Annotated in this window: 13 protein-coding genes; 8 read left to right on the top strand and 5 right to left on the bottom strand. The window is 66.0% G+C overall.

Features of this window, described 5'->3' with window-relative positions; translation table 11 throughout:
* Positions 1-14 precede the first annotated feature (14 nt).
* Positions 15-773, bottom strand: coding sequence for a DUF3472 domain-containing protein (locus tag ACIPXZ_RS07970; RefSeq protein ID WP_400592108.1), 759 nt, complete (start codon positions 771-773; stop codon positions 15-17).
* Positions 774-1,010: 237 nt separating this feature from the next.
* Between ACIPXZ_RS07970 and ACIPXZ_RS07965 the strand changes: the two genes are divergently transcribed.
* Positions 1,011-2,024 carry an isopenicillin N synthase family dioxygenase gene (locus ACIPXZ_RS07965; RefSeq protein ID WP_400592105.1) on the top strand — a complete coding sequence of 338 codons (1,014 nt, stop codon included), beginning with the start codon at positions 1,011-1,013 and terminating at the stop codon, positions 2,022-2,024.
* Positions 2,025-2,040: 16 nt separating this feature from the next.
* Here ACIPXZ_RS07965 and ACIPXZ_RS07960 read toward each other — a convergent pair whose 3' ends face one another.
* Complete coding sequence (locus tag ACIPXZ_RS07960) at positions 2,041-2,907, bottom strand: helix-turn-helix domain-containing protein (RefSeq protein ID WP_400592102.1); 867 nt, start codon at positions 2,905-2,907, stop codon at positions 2,041-2,043.
* A gap of 46 nt (positions 2,908-2,953) precedes the next feature.
* Here ACIPXZ_RS07960 and ACIPXZ_RS07955 point away from each other — a divergent pair, with 46 nt between their 5' ends.
* The 7 genes from ACIPXZ_RS07955 to ACIPXZ_RS07925 all read left to right on the top strand — a co-directional run bounded on the left by ACIPXZ_RS07955 (position 2,954) and on the right by ACIPXZ_RS07925 (position 11,854).
* Positions 2,954-3,760, top strand: a complete 807-nt coding sequence (locus ACIPXZ_RS07955) for a hypothetical protein (protein ID WP_400592100.1) — start codon at positions 2,954-2,956, stop codon at positions 3,758-3,760.
* A 108-nt stretch (positions 3,761-3,868) separates the two neighbouring features.
* A complete protein-coding gene (locus ACIPXZ_RS07950; RefSeq protein WP_400592097.1) occupies positions 3,869-5,554 on the top strand; it encodes an FAD-binding dehydrogenase in 1,686 nt (561 codons plus the stop codon).
* Between the two features lie 217 nt (positions 5,555-5,771).
* Entirely contained in the window at positions 5,772-6,749 is a 978-nt protein-coding gene (locus ACIPXZ_RS07945; protein WP_400592094.1) for an ABC transporter permease, read from the top strand.
* Complete coding sequence (locus tag ACIPXZ_RS07940; protein WP_400592091.1) at positions 6,749-7,732, top strand: carbohydrate ABC transporter permease; 984 nt, start codon at positions 6,749-6,751, stop codon at positions 7,730-7,732. Before ACIPXZ_RS07945 ends, ACIPXZ_RS07940 begins: the two co-directional genes overlap by 1 nt.
* A 60-nt stretch (positions 7,733-7,792) precedes the next feature.
* On the top strand, positions 7,793-9,448 hold the full coding sequence (locus ACIPXZ_RS07935) for a sugar ABC transporter substrate-binding protein (RefSeq protein WP_400592088.1): 1,656 nt from the start codon (positions 7,793-7,795) through the stop codon (positions 9,446-9,448).
* Between the two features lie 117 nt (positions 9,449-9,565).
* A complete protein-coding gene (locus tag ACIPXZ_RS07930; RefSeq protein WP_400592085.1) occupies positions 9,566-10,615 on the top strand; it encodes a LacI family DNA-binding transcriptional regulator in 1,050 nt (349 codons plus the stop codon).
* 69 nt (positions 10,616-10,684) lie between these two features.
* The gene (locus ACIPXZ_RS07925) at positions 10,685-11,854 is read left to right on the top strand and encodes a Gfo/Idh/MocA family protein (RefSeq protein ID WP_400592082.1); all 1,170 of its coding nucleotides are present in this window, start codon (positions 10,685-10,687) and stop codon (positions 11,852-11,854) included.
* A 103-nt stretch (positions 11,855-11,957) separates the two neighbouring features.
* On the opposite strand, the gene ACIPXZ_RS07920 is transcribed toward ACIPXZ_RS07925, so the two are convergent.
* From ACIPXZ_RS07920 to ACIPXZ_RS07910, 3 genes are all read right to left on the bottom strand, one after another.
* A complete protein-coding gene (locus ACIPXZ_RS07920) occupies positions 11,958-12,830 on the bottom strand; it encodes a carbohydrate ABC transporter permease (RefSeq protein WP_400592079.1) in 873 nt (290 codons plus the stop codon).
* The gene (locus tag ACIPXZ_RS07915; RefSeq protein ID WP_400592076.1) at positions 12,823-13,896 is read right to left on the bottom strand and encodes a carbohydrate ABC transporter permease; all 1,074 of its coding nucleotides are present in this window, start codon (positions 13,894-13,896) and stop codon (positions 12,823-12,825) included. Before ACIPXZ_RS07915 ends, ACIPXZ_RS07920 begins: the two co-directional genes overlap by 8 nt.
* A gap of 107 nt (positions 13,897-14,003) precedes the next feature.
* The gene (locus ACIPXZ_RS07910) at positions 14,004-15,260 is read right to left on the bottom strand and encodes an extracellular solute-binding protein (RefSeq protein WP_400592073.1); all 1,257 of its coding nucleotides are present in this window, start codon (positions 15,258-15,260) and stop codon (positions 14,004-14,006) included.
* Positions 15,261-15,281 lie beyond the last annotated feature (21 nt).

Below are 15,281 nucleotides of genomic sequence, written 5' to 3'. Positions count from 1 at the left end.
CGGTCGGAGAGTGGTCAGCCGACTGTGCCGCGGGTGATCCGTACTCCGGTGCCGACCGGGGTGACGGTGGTTCCGCCTTGGCCGAGGCAGTCACCGTATTCCTTGACCCAGCTGACGGCGCCCGTGAGGCTGCCGGAGGACGGAGCCCCGAAGGTCACGTCGTACTTCTGTTGCTGGCTGCAGCTCGGCACGTCGTAGTACTCGATGAACCCCGATTGGCTCGGTTTGAGGTTCCCTGAACCGGCAGGCAGGGTGTAGCTGCCGATGTGGGTGCTGGTTCCCGTGACCGTGTCCACCGCGCTGCCGCTCCAGGTATTGGTGCCGGTCTGGCTCACGACCATGTTGTAGGTGTGGCCGTACACCGCATTGAATTCCAGTCCGCAGCTGACGCCCGGGCCGCCGTCGGCACCCGGAGTGCAGTTGCGGTCACTCGAGGTGGTGCCGGGGATGAATGAGGAGAATACTCCGCGGAGGCGACCGGATCCGTTGGCGTCCGGCCGCGGCTGAAGACCGGTGTAGCCGAGTTCGGTCTGGCCGGTGAAACCGAACTGCATGGCGAAGTAGGTGCCCGCCCGGCGCGCTGTGGCCGGGGCGACCGTGATGGGGAATGTGGTGGAGCTCAGCCCGCTGCTCGGCGCTCCGCTGACGGACCAGGACAGCAGCTCGTTGCCGCCGAAGGTCTGAGCATGAGCCGGGATGCCCGGCCCCCACGCCACGGCCGCGAGGCCGAGCGCGATCACTGCACTGAGACGTTTATGGATGGTGAACCGCATGTCTTCTCCTGTGTGCTCTGCGTGATGCGGATCGGTTCCGACCCGACGGAGGAATTATCGTCATGGCCTTCGCACGCTTGTCAATCGTTTAACAAAAAGGTCGCGACGGCATCCTGAGTGAACGCTGGCAACTTCATGTCCTTCAATGACGCACGGGTGGGTGTCGCAGGGGCTCGCGCGTAACATTGGAGCCAATACAGGCTTCGGCTTGCAATGTCTTGTGAAAAGGATTATGTGGTGGCTCTTGAAACCTTGCCCGTTCTCGATTTCTCCCGGCTGAGCGCGGGTCCGGAGGAAGCTGCCGGCTTCCGCGCCGATCTGCGGGACGCCATGCATGAGGTCGGCTTTCTCTACTTGTCCGGCCATGGAGTGCCGCAAGAGCTGACGGACGCGATCCTTGAGGTCTCCCGGCGCTTCTTCGAACTGCCGGAGGAGCAGAAGCTCGCCCTGGAGAACACTCACAGCCCGCAGTTCCGCGGATACACCCGGATGGGCGGCGAGCTGACCGCAGGCGAGGTCGACTGGCGCGAGCAGATCGACGTCGGGGCCGAACGGGAGTCTGTCCCGCGCGGTACCGGGGTGGCTGACTACTGGCGTCTGGAGGGCCCGAATCTCTGGCCCGAGGCTCTGCCGGAGATGCGCGAGGTCGTCACCGAATGGATGGAACGGCTGAGCGAGATCTCGATGGAACTCCTGCGAGCCCTGGCGGTTTCTCTGGGGGCGCCTGAGAACGCCTTCGACGCAGCATTCGGCGACAAGGCTTTCCCGGTGCTGAAGATCGTCCGCTATCCGGGGGAGTCGGACCCGGATCCCAAGCAGGGCGTGGGCCAGCATCGCGACGGCGGCGTCATCACGCTGCTCCTGGTCGAGCCGGGCAAGGGCGGTTTGCAAGTGGAGCACGACGGCGCGTGGATCGATGCGCCGCAGGTGCCGGGAGCGTTCGTGGTGAACATCGGGGAGATGCTTGAGCTGGCCACCAACGGCTATCTCAAAGCGACGCTGCACCGGGTCATCTCACCGTTGCGAGGCACGGACCGGATCTCGGTGCCGTTCTTCTACAACCCCGCCCTCGATGCGACGATGCCCCAGCTGGCGGTCAGCCCGGAATTCCAGGAGAAGGCCCGGGGCCTTTCGGTGGATCCGAACAACAGCCCGATCCTTGAGACCTACGGCGACAACGCGTTGCGCTACCGGCTGCGGGCTCATCCGAACGTGGTCGCGGCACAGCACCCGGATCTTCTCGCAGGCTGAGCGGCCCACCCTGGGATCACCAGCCGGAGCCGCGCGCGGCGGAGCGGAGCTGGGAGGCCAGTGCCCGGCCCGCTCCGAGGGGCCATTGGAACATGACGTAGTCCGAGGCGTCCTTGACGCCCAGCTGGCGGGTGGAATTGCCGCTGCGGACCCAGAATTCGTCGTTCTTGCCTTTGCCCGGCGCCAGGAATACAGGCCTGGGTGAACGTGGGCATGTCACCCGGCACACGAAGGTCCGTTCGCCGTCCACTTCGTACGGGGTGAAATCGACGCGAGCCAGGGCGGCGGCGGTCTGCCCGAGGACCGTCGAGAGAAAGTCTCGCAGCCACAGCTCGTAGCGGTCCGGATCGGCTTGTTTGATCAGGCTGAAGTCGCGTGCCAGCCCCACCACGTCCCCGTCGTCGTTGACCCCGATGAGGAGGACACCGCCGTCGGCGTTGAGGAAGCCGGCAACGGTCTTGGCGATGACCAGTTCGATCTTCTCGTCCCGGACTTTGCTGTGCAGGTTGTACCGGGCCGATGACTTGAACTCGACCCGCTGGCTCTCGCCCTGGCTGATCAGGGAGTCGACCTCTTCGACCGTCTTCGAGGGCTGGAAACGCTTGGCCACCAAGGCGAAGAGGGACAGGAGCAGCACGGTCAAGGCGATGGAGAGGAGCAGCACCTCGAGGCTCCACGGCTTGGAGCGGGGGAAGATCACCGTGCTGAGCAGCATTCCCAGTGACATGCCCGCCACGGAGAGGACCACGGTGCTGGGGGTGTTGATGGTCACCCAGTTCCGGGCGATGGATCGGGCGATCTGTCCGATGACGTACGCGACGAGAAGACCCAGAGGCAGAACCAGGGCGGCGGTCAGCATGGACTCGGAAAGCGGCTGGGGCATGAGAACGACCGTACCGCACCGGATCGGCATCCGATTTAATGAAGCCATGACTCATCGCTGGGAGACCGTTGCCCGTGTCCAATCGGAGGGTGATGCCCATCCCCAGGAGGACAGCTGCGGTTTCGGCGGCCCGGACGCTTGGATCATCGACGGCGCCACGGCTCTCCTGGAGCCACTCGATCTGCCCGCGGCGTCCGATCCGCAGTGGCTGGCTCAGGCCCTGTCGACCGCGCTGGCGAGAGTGGCCACCAGCGAAGTGTCCGGATCACTCGGCGCCCGGGAGCGGCTGGCTGCGGCGCTGCGGAGGATCGACGCCGTCGCGCAGCCTCTGGTGGGTGCCGAACGCATCCGGTTCCCGAGCGCGGCCGTCTCCTTGGTTCATCTGGACGGTGACGAGCTGGAGGTCGCCTCCCTGGCGGATTGCCGGGTTCTGATCCGCGACGCGGATGGTGTGACCACTGAGGTCCTGGCCGAGCTGGCGGACCGCAAGGTGAGTGCGGCCTGGGAGGGTCGGGAGGTCTCTCCGGAGGAGAAGCGGCAGGCGCAACGCCGGGACCGCGAGCTGCGGAACACCCCGGGGAACCTCTGGGTGGCACGACGCGAACCCGAGGCGGTGGCGGGGGCGCACCTGACCCGCGTGTCCCGACCCCGGCTCGTGGCGCTGCTGAGCGATGGGGCATGGCGTGCTGTTGATCTGGGCCTGGTGGCATCCGCCGAGGAGTTCCTGGACCGGGCATCGACGCCGCAGGGTGCGCTCGCACTGCTGACCGAGCTGCGTGACGAACAGGCCCGGATCGGCGAGACGGCCGACGACGCCACGATCCTCGTGCTGCGTCCCCTGACGGCGGGCTGAGCGCGGCGCGAAAGAGCACTTCGCGCCCGAATCCCGTGGTTTTTAGGTCGTCAGGTGTTACTTCGCGGGAAAAGAACTGAGAGGAAAGGCCCGGCGTAGACTGCCGACATGGACGCTGACGTCATCGTCGTGGGGCACGGACTCTCCGGGCTCGTCACGGCACGGGAACTCACCAAGGCCGGCAAGCGCGTGATCGTCGTGGACCAGCAAGGCCCTCAGGACCTCGGCGGGCAGGCCTGGTGGTCCTTCGGCGGACTGTTCCTGGTGGACAGTCCGGAGCAGCGCAGGCTGCGGGTCAAAGACTCCTTCGATCTCGCCTGGAGCGATTGGCAGGGCAGCGCCGGGTGGGACCGTCTGGACGGCCCAGGGGATCAGGATGCCTGGGCGCACCGCTGGGGCCGGGCCTATGTCGAGTTCGCCACCGGGGAGAAGCATGCCTGGCTGCGGGAGGCCGGGGTCGGGCTGACGCCGGTGGTCGGCTGGGCCGAGCGCGGTGACGGGCGCCTGGGCGGGCACGGCAACTCGGTGCCCCGCTTCCACATCGCCTGGGGGACCGGCACCGGCGTCGTCGCTCCCTTCGCGCGGGCTGCCCGGGCGGCCGCCGACGACGGCTTGCTCACCTTTCTGCACCGCCGGGCGGTGCGTGGCCTGCTGACTGAGGCCGGCGTCGTCGTCGGTGTGCATGGCGATGTTCTGGCCGACGACGTCGCGCCGCGTGGTGCCGCCACTGGCCACGAGGCGGTGGGAACCTTTGAACTGCGCGCCGAAGCGGTGGTGCTCGCCAGCGGGGGGATCGGTGGGAATCACGAGCTGGTCCGGCGGTTCTGGCCGGCGCGGCTGGGTGCCCCGCCGCGTGAGATGGTGACCGGAGTGCCGGCGTATGTGGACGGCAGCATGCTGGCGCCTGCCGAGGCGGCCGGTGCCCGTCTGGTGAACCGTGACCGCATGTGGCATTACACGGAAGGGGTGCGGAACTGGGACCCGGTCTGGCCCGGTCATGGCATCAGGATCCTGCCCGGCCCGTCCCCGCTGTGGCTTGATGCCCTCGGGCGCAGGCTCCCAGTACCCGGACTTCCCGGACATGACACCCTGGGAACGCTGAAACTGTTGCGGACCACGCCTGAGCTTGCGGAGTTCGACCACTCCTGGTTCGTGGTCAATCGCTCGATCCTGGCCAAGGAGTTCGCCTTGTCCGGTTCGGAGCAGAACCCCGACATCACCAACCGGGACAGGAGACTCCTCTTGAAGACGCGCCTCGGTGGCGGGATCCCCGGCCCGGTGCAGGCATTCGTGGACCATGGTGCGGACTTCGTCTCAGCGGATTCGGTGTCCGCCCTGGTCCGGGGCATGAACCGGGTGGCTCCTGAGGCCGTGTTGGAAGAGGGGACCGTCCTGGAGGCGATCCGGCAGCGCGACGCCGAGTTCCGCAACCCGTTCTCCAAGGACGCGCAGGCCCAGAGCGTCCACAATGCGCGACGGTACCTCGGTGACCGCCTGGTCCGTGTGGCGAAGCCGCGTCGCCTCCTCGACACGGCCGGTCATCCTGAGGACGGGCTCGTGGCGGTGAAACTGCACACCCTCACGCGCAAATCGCTGGGCGGGCTGCAGACGGACCTGGCATCGCGGGTCCTGGGCCTGGACGGCCATCCCGTCTCCGGCTTGTATGCGGTGGGGGAGGCGGCCGGCTTCGGCGGCGGTGGTGCCCATGGCTACAACGCCTTGGAGGGGACGTTCCTTGGAGGCTGCCTCTTCACCGGTCTGAGCGCCGGCCGGGATCTGGCCGCGCGGCTCTGACGACGGCGGCTCGTCAGCTCCTTGTGCCGCTTGCATGCTCAACTATTTGCGGGATGTTCGGTGCCGCATCCCGCCACAACTGAGCACGCAACAAGATGCTCTTGCGGATGAGACCCGCGTCACATACGATCTGTTAATCGATTAAGAATTTAATCGATTAACGATCGTCTAAGAGAGCGAAGGCTGCTGCCGCAGCCGTGGACTCATGAGGAGCCCCATGACACTCGCAGCCCAGCGGAAGGGACCGCCGAAGTCGTCGGACCCGCAGCGCGGAGCCAAGAAGCCATTCCGTGTCCGCTTGAAGCAGGACCGTCAGATGCTGCTGATGATGGTGCCCGGCATCGTCTTCCTGCTGCTGTTCTTCTACATTCCGATCCTCGGCAATGTGATCGCCTTCCAGGACTACCAGCCCTACCTCGGCATCCAGGACAGCGACTGGGTCGGCTGGCAGAACTTCATCGACCTGTTCAACAACCCGGACTTCCTCCACGCTCTCTGGAACACGCTCTACCTCGCCGCCTGGCAGTTGGTGTTCCTGTTCCCGGTGCCGCTGGTCCTGGCCTTGATCGTGGACTCCCTGATGAGCATGCGGGTGCGGCGGATCTTCCAGAGCATCGCGTACCTTCCGCACTTCCTCTCCTGGGTCCTGGTGATCGCGCTCTTCCAGCAGATGCTCGGCGGGGCCGGCTTCATCAACAACACCCTGCGCCAGTTCGGCCTCGACGCCATCCCTTTCATGACCAATCCCGAGTCCTTCCCGGTCCTGGTCGTGGTCCAGATGATCTGGAAGGACGCCGGCTGGGCCATGATCATCTTCCTGGCCGCTCTGGCCAGCATCGATGTCTCCCTCTACGAGGCGGCGGCCGCCGACGGCGCGGGACGCTGGCGCCGCATGTGGCATATCACGCTGCCGGGCCTGCGTCCCGTGATCGTCCTGCTGCTCATCCTCCGCATCGGCGACATCCTCACGGTCGGCTTCGAACAGTTCATCCTCCAGCGCGACGCCGTTGGCGCGGGTGCGGCCGAAGTCCTCGACACCTTCACCTACTACACCGGTGTGGTGGGTGGCGGCTGGAGTTCCGGTGCCGCCGCGGGCCTCGCCAAGGGCGTGGTCAGCCTCCTGCTCATCTGGGCCGCCAACTCCCTGGCTCACAAGTTCGGTGAAGATGGCATCTTCGCCAGGAAGGTCGGCTGATGACCACCCTCACCTCTCAGAACACAGAGACTCCCGACACCGGGATCCCTTCCGGCAGTCTCGCCGCCCGGCGGGCGGCACGCAGCAAGGCCGCACTCGTCCGCGACGGCAAGCGTCCCGCATGGAAGGAGCGGCCGTCGGCCCTGTATCAGACCGTGAAGGCGGTGGTGCTGGTCCTCTTCGCGGCGTCCATCCTGGTCCCGATCCTGCTGGTGGTCGCCACCTCCCTGGCCGACGATCAGCAGCTCGCCAAGGCCGGTGGCTTCGTCCTCTGGCCCGAACGGCCGACCCTGAAGGCCTATGAGACGATCTTCGCCGGTCCGATGGTGCTGAACTCCCTCGGTGTCAGTGCCTTCATCACCATCGTCGGAACACTGCTGGCGCTCTTCGTCACCATCACGATGGCCTACGCCACCAGCCGGCCCGTACTGCTGGGCCGTCCGGTGATCCTCGGCGTGCTGTTCACCCTGCTGTTCGCTCCGGGCCTGATCCCCAGCTTCCTCATGATCCGTCAGCTCGGTCTTCTGGACTCTCTGTGGTCGCTGATCCTGCCGGGCATTTTCGGGGCGTTCAACTTCGTGGTGATGCGCTCCTTCTTCATGAACATCCCGGCGGAGCTGATCGAAAGCGCCAGGATCGACGGCGCGAGCGACTGGCAGATCCTCTGGCGGATCGTCATGCCTCTCTCCAAGGCCGTGATCGCCGTGGTCGGCCTGTTCTACGCCGTCGGCTTCTGGAACTCCTTCTTCAATGCCTTGCTTTACATCAACGACCATTCCAAGTGGCCCATCCAGCTTCTGCTGCGCAACTTCGTCGTCCAAGGCTCCGGTGCGGCGGACAGCCTGGGCGTCTCCTCGGTGCCGCCCAGCCAGTCCATCCAGATGGCCGTCGTCGTGGTCGCCCTGGTGCCGATCCTGATGGTCTACCCGTTCCTCCAGAAGCACTTCACCAAGGGCGTCCTCACCGGCGCGGTGAAGGGCTGATCCTCCGTTCAGAAGTTTTCACTCACTACTCAGCTGTAGCAGTCAATGAAAGGCAACCCTATGAGCACACTCTCATCCTCCGGCGTCAGCCGCCGGGGCTTCCTGGGCCTGGCGGGCCTGGCGGTCGCGACAGTGGGCCTTTCGGCCTGTGGTGGCGGCGGGACCAGCGGGAGCGGCGGCGCTGCCGCCTCCGCGGACGTCAAGCTCCCCACCTACAAGGAGTTCACCGGGGTCACCGCCGACCTTGCCGGTGATGCCAAGGGCCTGCAGGCCGCGTTCTTCAAACTCCCCAAGTCCGTGGTGTCGGTGAAGGACAAGCCGCTCTCCGGCAAGGTCACCGGTCTGACCGAGACCTTCGAGACCATGAGCCCGGGCATGAAGGACAACGCCTTCTGGCAGCGTCTGAACCAGGCGCTGGGCGGTGAACTCAATCTCCAGATCGCCGAGGATATCGGCGACGGGTATCCGGCGAAGTTCGCCACCGTGCTGGCCAGCGACGATCTGCCGGACATGATGTGGGTCCCGCCGAACCAGGGCATCCCGAACATCGGCCCCATGCTGGAGGCCAAGTTCCAGGACCTGACCAAGTACCTGTCCGGGGACGCCGTCCTCGAGTACCCGAACCTTGCCGCCCTGAAGCCGGACTCCTGGAAGACGGCGGTGGTCAACGGCAAGATCTGGGGCGCACCCATCCCGAGCACCCCGTTCGGGCAGGTCATGACCGGCCGTCGCGACGTCTGGGAGAAGGTCGGCGGCCTGACCGCCGCCAATGCCGAGGAGTTCCTCTCCAAGGCCAAGGAGCTCACGCGCCCTGCCGACAAGCAGTACGCCCTGGAACCGGCCTACGTGAACATGCTCCACATGGTCACCGAGTGGTACGGCGCCCCCAACAGCTGGGCGGTGAACAAGGACCGCAGCCTCACCTACATCTTCGAGACGGACGAGTACGCCGCCGGAGTCGAGTTCATGACCAAGATGTTCGCAGCGGGGGTCTTCTACCCGGACACCAACGCTCCGGACATCCGCAACCGCGTAGCCAACGGCACCGTCGGGGCCCAGGTCGTGGTGGGTCCGCACGACCTCAAGGCCTATCGTGCCTTCAACAAGGATCAGAGCTTCGACATCCTGGTGCCGTTCAGCGCTGACGGCAAGGTCAAGCCCACCTATGACATGGGCTACGGCACCGTCGGTTTCACCCCGTTCAAGAAGGCCGATGAGGGCAAGATCCGTGAGCTTCTCGCCCTCATCAACTACCTCTCCGCGCCGTTCGGCACGGCGGAGTACATGCAGAAGAACTTCGGCACGGTCGGCGAGGACTACACCGTGGACGGCGAGGGCAACCCGGCGCTCACCCAGTCCGGGTCGAGCAACATCCCGGGCCTGGCTTCGGCGCTGAACATCATGTCCAGCCCGGAGAACGTGCTTTTCAACCCCGGTTTCGACCAGGACACGAAGTACATCTACGAGCAGGAGAAGAAACTGCTCGAACTGGCCTGGCGCAGCCCCGTCAACGGGACGTACTCGGACACCAACTCGAAGCTCGGCGCCAAGATCACCAAGCAGTTCCGCGACAAGGTGGTGGACATCATCACCGGCCGCGCCAAGATGGACGAACTCAAGGGCGCGGTCACCCGATGGAAGAACGACGGCGGTGACAAGATCCGCAGTGAGTACCAGTCGCAGCTGCCGTCCGACGTCCCGGTCTTCCGGAAGTAAGAACATGACGAGGCTCCGTGCTGTGGCTCCTGTGACTGGATATGACTAGAGTTGCCGCAGGTCCACAGCATGGAGCCAGCCACCACGATCGAGGCGTCCAGGGGAAGAGGTCAGGTCATGAGCGAACGATCAGTAAGCGAAACGTCAGCCAAGGGGTCCGTACAGGCGGCCGTCGTCCGGCCCACCATCCGGATGGTCGCCGAACGCGCGGGAGTCTCCACGGCCACCGTGTCCTACGTCCTGTCCGGGCGAGGGCCGGGAACCAAAGGCCCCGGTGTGAAGGCGGAAACCACCCGGAGGGTGCGGGAAGCCGCGGAGGAACTCGGGTACCGGCCCAACCAGGCCGCTCGCGCGGTCCGCACCGGCAAGACGCAGACCGTGCTGCTCTCCGTGACCATGCTTCAGGACCCCTGGAGCCTCGAGGTGGTGGAGGCGGTCAGCACCGCAGCGCGAAGCCACGATCTGACACCGCTCATCATGGCCGACGACGACTGGACGATTGCCCTGGAACGAACCCAGGCCGACGCCGTGTTCATCGACTCGGTCCGCCCGGAACAGCGTCCGGCGCTGACCAAACTCGCTCGCCGCGGTGTGCGCCTGGTGGTCTTCGACAGCACGGTGGAACCCGACGGCTTCGACGTCGTCCGCTCCGACGATCTGGGCGGCTGCCGCACCCTGGTGGATCACCTGATTGACGAATGGGACGACGTCGCACTGCTGGGTCCCGGAGCCACCGATCCGCGCCGCGGACGAGCCGGCGTGTTCCACGCGGCGCTTGCCGAACGCGGCAGGACGGCGGCAGGGAACAGGGTGGCCGACATCGTCGGCTCCCCGGGTTCCGCCTATGCCGGCGCCCTGCGTCTCCTCGATCAGGAGGACCGTCCCCGGGCCGTCTACGCGAGCAGCGACTACATCGCCATCAATGCGGTGCACGCGGCCCAGAGCCTCGGACTGGTGGTGGGCCGGGACGTGGCCATCGCCGGAGTGGGCAACACCCTGGCGGGGGAGCGGCTCCAGCCGTCGCTGACCAGCGTGGGCCCCCGTGAGCTCCTCGGCACGGTGGCTTCGATCATGGTGGACGTCGCCACGGGTGACAAGCCCGTCGGCGCTCTGCACGACTTCCCCTGGGAAGTCTGGGAGCGCGCCTCAACGCATGGCCCGGCCTGAGGGCCGGGCACCTCAACAGCGCCCCCGCTGATGGCGGGGCACACAGACACGAACAAAGGAATATGTCCCATGGATCTCTCCGTAGCCGTCGTCGGCTTCGGCCTGCGCTCCGGGTTGTGGCGTCACGCCCACAAGCCGGGTGAAGGATCGCGCGTCACCATCGTCTGCGACACGAGCGAGCGCGGCCGTGCCGACGCTGCCAAAGCGCTCCCGGACGCCACCATCACCGGTGAACTGGGGGATGTCCTGGCGTCCGGCGTCGACGCCGTGCTCGTCCTCACCCCGGACAACCAGCATGCCGCCGTCGCCGTTCAGACGCTGAAAGCGGGGATCGCGACCTTCTGCGAGAAGCCGCTGGACGTCACGCTGGAAGCCGCCGACTCGATTCTCAGCACTGCCCGTGAGAGCGGCACCAGGCTCTACGTCGGCCACAATATGCGCCACATGCCGGTGGTCACCCAGATGCGGGACCTCATCAAGCAGGGCCTGATCGGCGAGGTCAAGGCCGTGTGGTGCCGTCACTTCGTGGGCAATGGGGGTGACTACTACTTCAAGGACTGGCACGCCCAGCGCCGAAATGTGAACACCCTGCTGCTGCAGAAGGGTGCGCACGATCTGGACGTCATCCACTGGCTCGCCGGCGGCTACACCAAGCGGGTCTCCGCCGTCGGCGCCCTGGCGGTCTATGGCGAGGTGACCAGCCGCAGGGACAATTCGGATCGCCGGATGGGCGAATGGTTCTCGGTGGACAACTGGCCCCCGGCCTCCCAGACGGACCTGGCGGAGGAGATCGACGTCGAGGACATCTCCATGATGAACATGGTCCTGGACAATGGCGTGCTCGCGTCTTACGAGCAGTGCCACTTCACTCCCGACTACTGGCGGAACTACACGGTGATCGGCACCGAAGGACGCATGGAGAACTTCGGTGACGGGCCGGGCGAGACCATCAAGGTCTGGAACACCCGCTCAAGCTATGGCTTCGCCGAACCGGATCTGGAGGTCGAGATCCAGGACGGCGACGGCGGGCATGGCGGAGCCGATCCGTTGCTGATCGGGGAGTTCCTGCGTTTCGTGCGTGACGGGGGGCAGACCCAGACCTCCCCGGTCGCGGCACGCCAGGCGGTGGCTGCGGGCATCCTCGCAGCGGAGTCGCTGCGGGGCGACGGCTCGGCGCTCACGGTGCCCGAGCTGGACCCGGAGCTGGTCGCATACTTCGAGCGAGGCCAGAGCGCCTAACTCCCTCCTTTTCCTGGTGCTGCGTGCTCAGTTGTGGCGAGTGTTCGAGGAGAACATTCGCCACAACTGAGCACGCAACACCAAGGCGGGTGGACGCCTGGAACTACTCCTTCGCCCCGCCATCGGTGGTGTTCATGATGCGGCGCTGGAAGATGAAGAACAGCACGGCGACCGGGATGGTCATCAGAGTGGCCGCGGCCAGCTTGATGGGGAACTGCGAGCCGGCGCTGAGCGCTCCGGAGGCCAGCTGCGCCGTACCCTTGGTCAGGGTGAACAGATTGGGGTCCTGCGCCGCCACGATCATGTGGGGCAGCTCGTTCCAGGAAGCCTGGAACGAGAGGATCAGCAGGGTGATCACGGCGGAACGCGCCATGGGCAGGGAGATCTGCCAGAAACGCCGGACGACACCGGCCCCGTCGATCCTGGCCGCTTCGTCGATCGAGGGCGGCAGGCCGAGGAAGAAGTTGCGCATGATCATCACGCCGGCGGCGTCGGCCAACAGAGGAATGATCAGGCCCGCATAACTGTCGTACATGCCCAGTTCCTTCAACACCAGGAATTTGGGAATCAGCAGCACCACGGGAGGCACGGCGATCACGGCCACGAAGCCCGCGTAGACCAGGCCGCGGCCCTTCAGCGGAAGGCAGGCCAGGGCATAGCCGGCCAGGCAGTCGAAGAGCATCCGGCCCAGCGTCACCAGCACCGTGATCAGCACGGTGTTGCCCAGCCAGAGGGGCATGTCCGACTGGAAGAGCCGTTCGTAGGCCGCCGTCGTGAAGTTCTGGGGGATCAGCGACATGGGACTGTTGGCGGCCTCGGCGTCCGATTTGAACGAGTTCGCCAGAGAGAGCAGGAACGGGAAGATGTACAGCGCCGCCAGCAGACCGAGGGCCAGATAGGACGTTCCCCGGCCCCAACGCCGCCGGCCGCGGGGAGCGCCGGCGCGGTGCGCTGCGGGGGAGAGGGTCTCAGACATGCTTCTCCTTCCGCCGCCGGGGCTTGCGGTCACGGGTGACCAGGGCCTGCACCAGGGTGAATGCCACGATGATCGCGAAGAGCAGGAAGGCTATCGCAGCGCCCCGGCCCCAGGCGTTGTTGAGGAATGACTGGGAGTAGGAGAGGAAGGCGGGCGTCATGGTCGTCTTCCCCGGGCCGCCCTTGGACCCCACGTAGATCTGGTCGAAGACCTGCCAGGTGCCGATCAGGCCGAGGGTCACCACGGTGGCCGTGGTCTGCTTCAGCAGGGGAGCGGTGATGAACCGGAAGCGCTGCCATGCGCTGGCCCCGTCCATGGTCCCCGCCTCATCCACATCGCGGGCGATCTGCTGCAAGGCCGAAAGGTAGATCAGCATGAACGTCCCGGAGGTGGTGAAGACGGCCATGATGATGAACACCAGCATCGCCGGACTCGGGCCGGCCAGCCAGTCCGTCCAGTTCAGGCCCATGAAACGGCCTCCATCGCCGCCCTTGATCCCTAGGCCTTCCAGCCCGATCTGCAGGACCCCGCGTGTCTCGGTGAACCAGCCGATCCCCGAGGAGCCCATCCAGCCGAGCACGCTGTTCACCACTCCTGAAGTGGAGAACAGGAACAGGAAGATCACCGTGATCGCCACGGAGGACGTCACCGAAGGGAAGTAGAAGGAGGTGCGGAAGAAGCCGCGGCCCTTGAGCCAGGCCTGGTTGACCAGCACCGCCAGGACCATGGCCACCACCGTCTGGACCGGCACCACCAGCAGCACGTACCAGGCGTTGTTGCGCAAGGAACGGGCGAAGTCGGTCTGGGCCAGCCCCGGCTGTCCCAGCAGCGAGCGGTAGTTGGCGTCCCCGACGAAGCCGACCTTGGAGGAGAACGGGCTGCCGAGCCCATTCCAGTTGGAGACGGACACCCAGGCCGCCATGAGGATCGGCAGGACCAGGAAAAGGACGAGGACCAGGATGGCGGGCGCGGTGAACAACCAGGCCACGAGCCCGTCCCGGCCACGGATCCCCGGACCGCGGCGCGTTCGGCGGCCGGGCACAGAGGTGCTTCGCGTGGAGGACATGATCGGTCTTTCGGCTAGGGCGCCCGATCCCGTCTGCCCGGCCCCGGGAGTGCGGCACACGGGGACCGGGCGAGCGGGATCGGACGCCGGGAAGGCGTCAGCCCGGCTCAGGAGAGGCCGGGCAGGGCCTTCAGGTTGTTCTGGACGGAGGAGAGGATGGCCTTCGGATCACCGCTGGCCAGGGACTCCAGCTGGGAGTTGAAATCCTTGAGGATGTCGCTCAGGCCGCTCACGGAGGGGATGGACTTGGAGTCGTTCACTGCGTCCATGAAGGCGGCGTCCTGCGGGAACTGCTTCTTCCAGGTGTCCGTGAGGTCCTTCAGCGAGGGCATGACACCGAAGGCCTTCGCGAAGCCCATCTGCTGATCGGGCTGGGTGAGGAAGTCGATCAGGTCAAGTGCTCCGCCCTTGTTCTTGGACTGGGCCGCCATGCCCCAGCCACCGTCGTACTGGATGGTGGAGGCGCTCTTGGGGCCGGAGGGCAGCGGGATGACCTTGTATTTGATGCCGGGGTAGTTCTTGTCCATGGCGCCCGTGATCCAATTGCCCTCGATCGTCATGGCGGCTTTGCCGGTGCCGAAGGCCTCGCCGCCCCAGCCGGTGCCCAATTGTGCGGCGAACTTGTAGGAGCCCTCGTTCAGCAGCTTCTTGGCGAAGTCCAGGCCTGCTGCGTTGGCATCGCTGTCCGCCGCGGCTTTGCCCTGCTCGTCGGTGAGCCAGCCTCCGGCCTGTGCCATGAAGACGCCGAGGCGCTGGAATTCGGAGGAGGTGCTCAGCCCCACCTTCCCGCCGCTGGTCAGCTTCTTGGCCACGGCTTCGAGCTGGTCCCAGCTCTTGGGCTCATCGGCCTCGCCCAGGCCGGCGGCCTTCCAGAGATCCGTGTTGATGATCAGAGCCAGGGTGGAGAAGTCCTTCGGCGCGGCGTAGGCCTTGCCGTCCACCGTGAAGGCGGAGATCAGTGAGGGGTAGAAGGCGTCCTTGCTCTTCAGGGAGTCGACATACGGCTCGAGGGAGCCATTGCCGGCATACCCTGCCACGGAGTCGTTGGTCAGGTAGAACACGTCGGCAGGGCTGCCGCCGGAGAACCCCTGGGCCAGCTGCTGGTTGAGATCCGAGGCCACCACCACTTTGGCCATGGTGCCGGACTTCTTGCTCCACGCCTCCACGGCGGCCTTGACGGCGGTGGTCTCCGCGTCCCCGGATGAGCCGATCAGCACGGTCAGGTCCTGGTGGTTGTCCGAACCGAGTCCTCCTGACGAGGGAGAGGAGGAGGCGGAGCTGTCGGTGCCGCCGCTGCAGGCGGCCAGCCCGAACAGGGCTGTCATGGCCAGCCCGCTGAGGGCTGAGCGTCGTGTGATGTCCACTGGCTTTCCTTTGCTGCTCAA

Origin of the sequence: Arthrobacter sp. NPDC090010 (genome assembly GCF_044748305.1) — a bacterium.
Classification (GTDB): domain Bacteria; phylum Actinomycetota; class Actinomycetes; order Actinomycetales; family Micrococcaceae; genus Arthrobacter_E.
The sequence above is the reverse complement of the archived record's forward strand: the minus strand, read 5'-3'. Positions and strand labels throughout refer to the sequence as shown.

Excerpts from the sequence above, each read along its gene's own strand:
- ACIPXZ_RS07970 (WP_400592108.1), bottom strand. The coding sequence starts at position 773 with ATGCGGTTCACCATCCATAAACGTCTCAGTGCAGTGATCGCGCTCGGC.
- ACIPXZ_RS07960 (WP_400592102.1), bottom strand. The coding sequence starts at position 2,907 with ATGCCCCAGCCGCTTTCCGAGTCCATGCTGACCGCCGCCCTGGTTCTG.
- ACIPXZ_RS07955 (WP_400592100.1), top strand. The coding sequence starts at position 2,954 with ATGACTCATCGCTGGGAGACCGTTGCCCGTGTCCAATCGGAGGGTGAT.
- ACIPXZ_RS07950 (WP_400592097.1), top strand. The coding sequence starts at position 3,869 with ATGGACGCTGACGTCATCGTCGTGGGGCACGGACTCTCCGGGCTCGTC.
- ACIPXZ_RS07945 (WP_400592094.1), top strand. The coding sequence starts at position 5,772 with ATGACACTCGCAGCCCAGCGGAAGGGACCGCCGAAGTCGTCGGACCCG.
- ACIPXZ_RS07940 (WP_400592091.1), top strand. The coding sequence starts at position 6,749 with ATGACCACCCTCACCTCTCAGAACACAGAGACTCCCGACACCGGGATC.
- ACIPXZ_RS07935 (WP_400592088.1), top strand. The coding sequence starts at position 7,793 with ATGAGCACACTCTCATCCTCCGGCGTCAGCCGCCGGGGCTTCCTGGGC.
- ACIPXZ_RS07930 (WP_400592085.1), top strand. The coding sequence starts at position 9,566 with ATGAGCGAACGATCAGTAAGCGAAACGTCAGCCAAGGGGTCCGTACAG.
- ACIPXZ_RS07925 (WP_400592082.1), top strand. The coding sequence starts at position 10,685 with ATGGATCTCTCCGTAGCCGTCGTCGGCTTCGGCCTGCGCTCCGGGTTG.
- ACIPXZ_RS07920 (WP_400592079.1), bottom strand. The coding sequence starts at position 12,830 with ATGTCTGAGACCCTCTCCCCCGCAGCGCACCGCGCCGGCGCTCCCCGC.
- ACIPXZ_RS07915 (WP_400592076.1), bottom strand. The coding sequence starts at position 13,896 with ATGTCCTCCACGCGAAGCACCTCTGTGCCCGGCCGCCGAACGCGCCGC.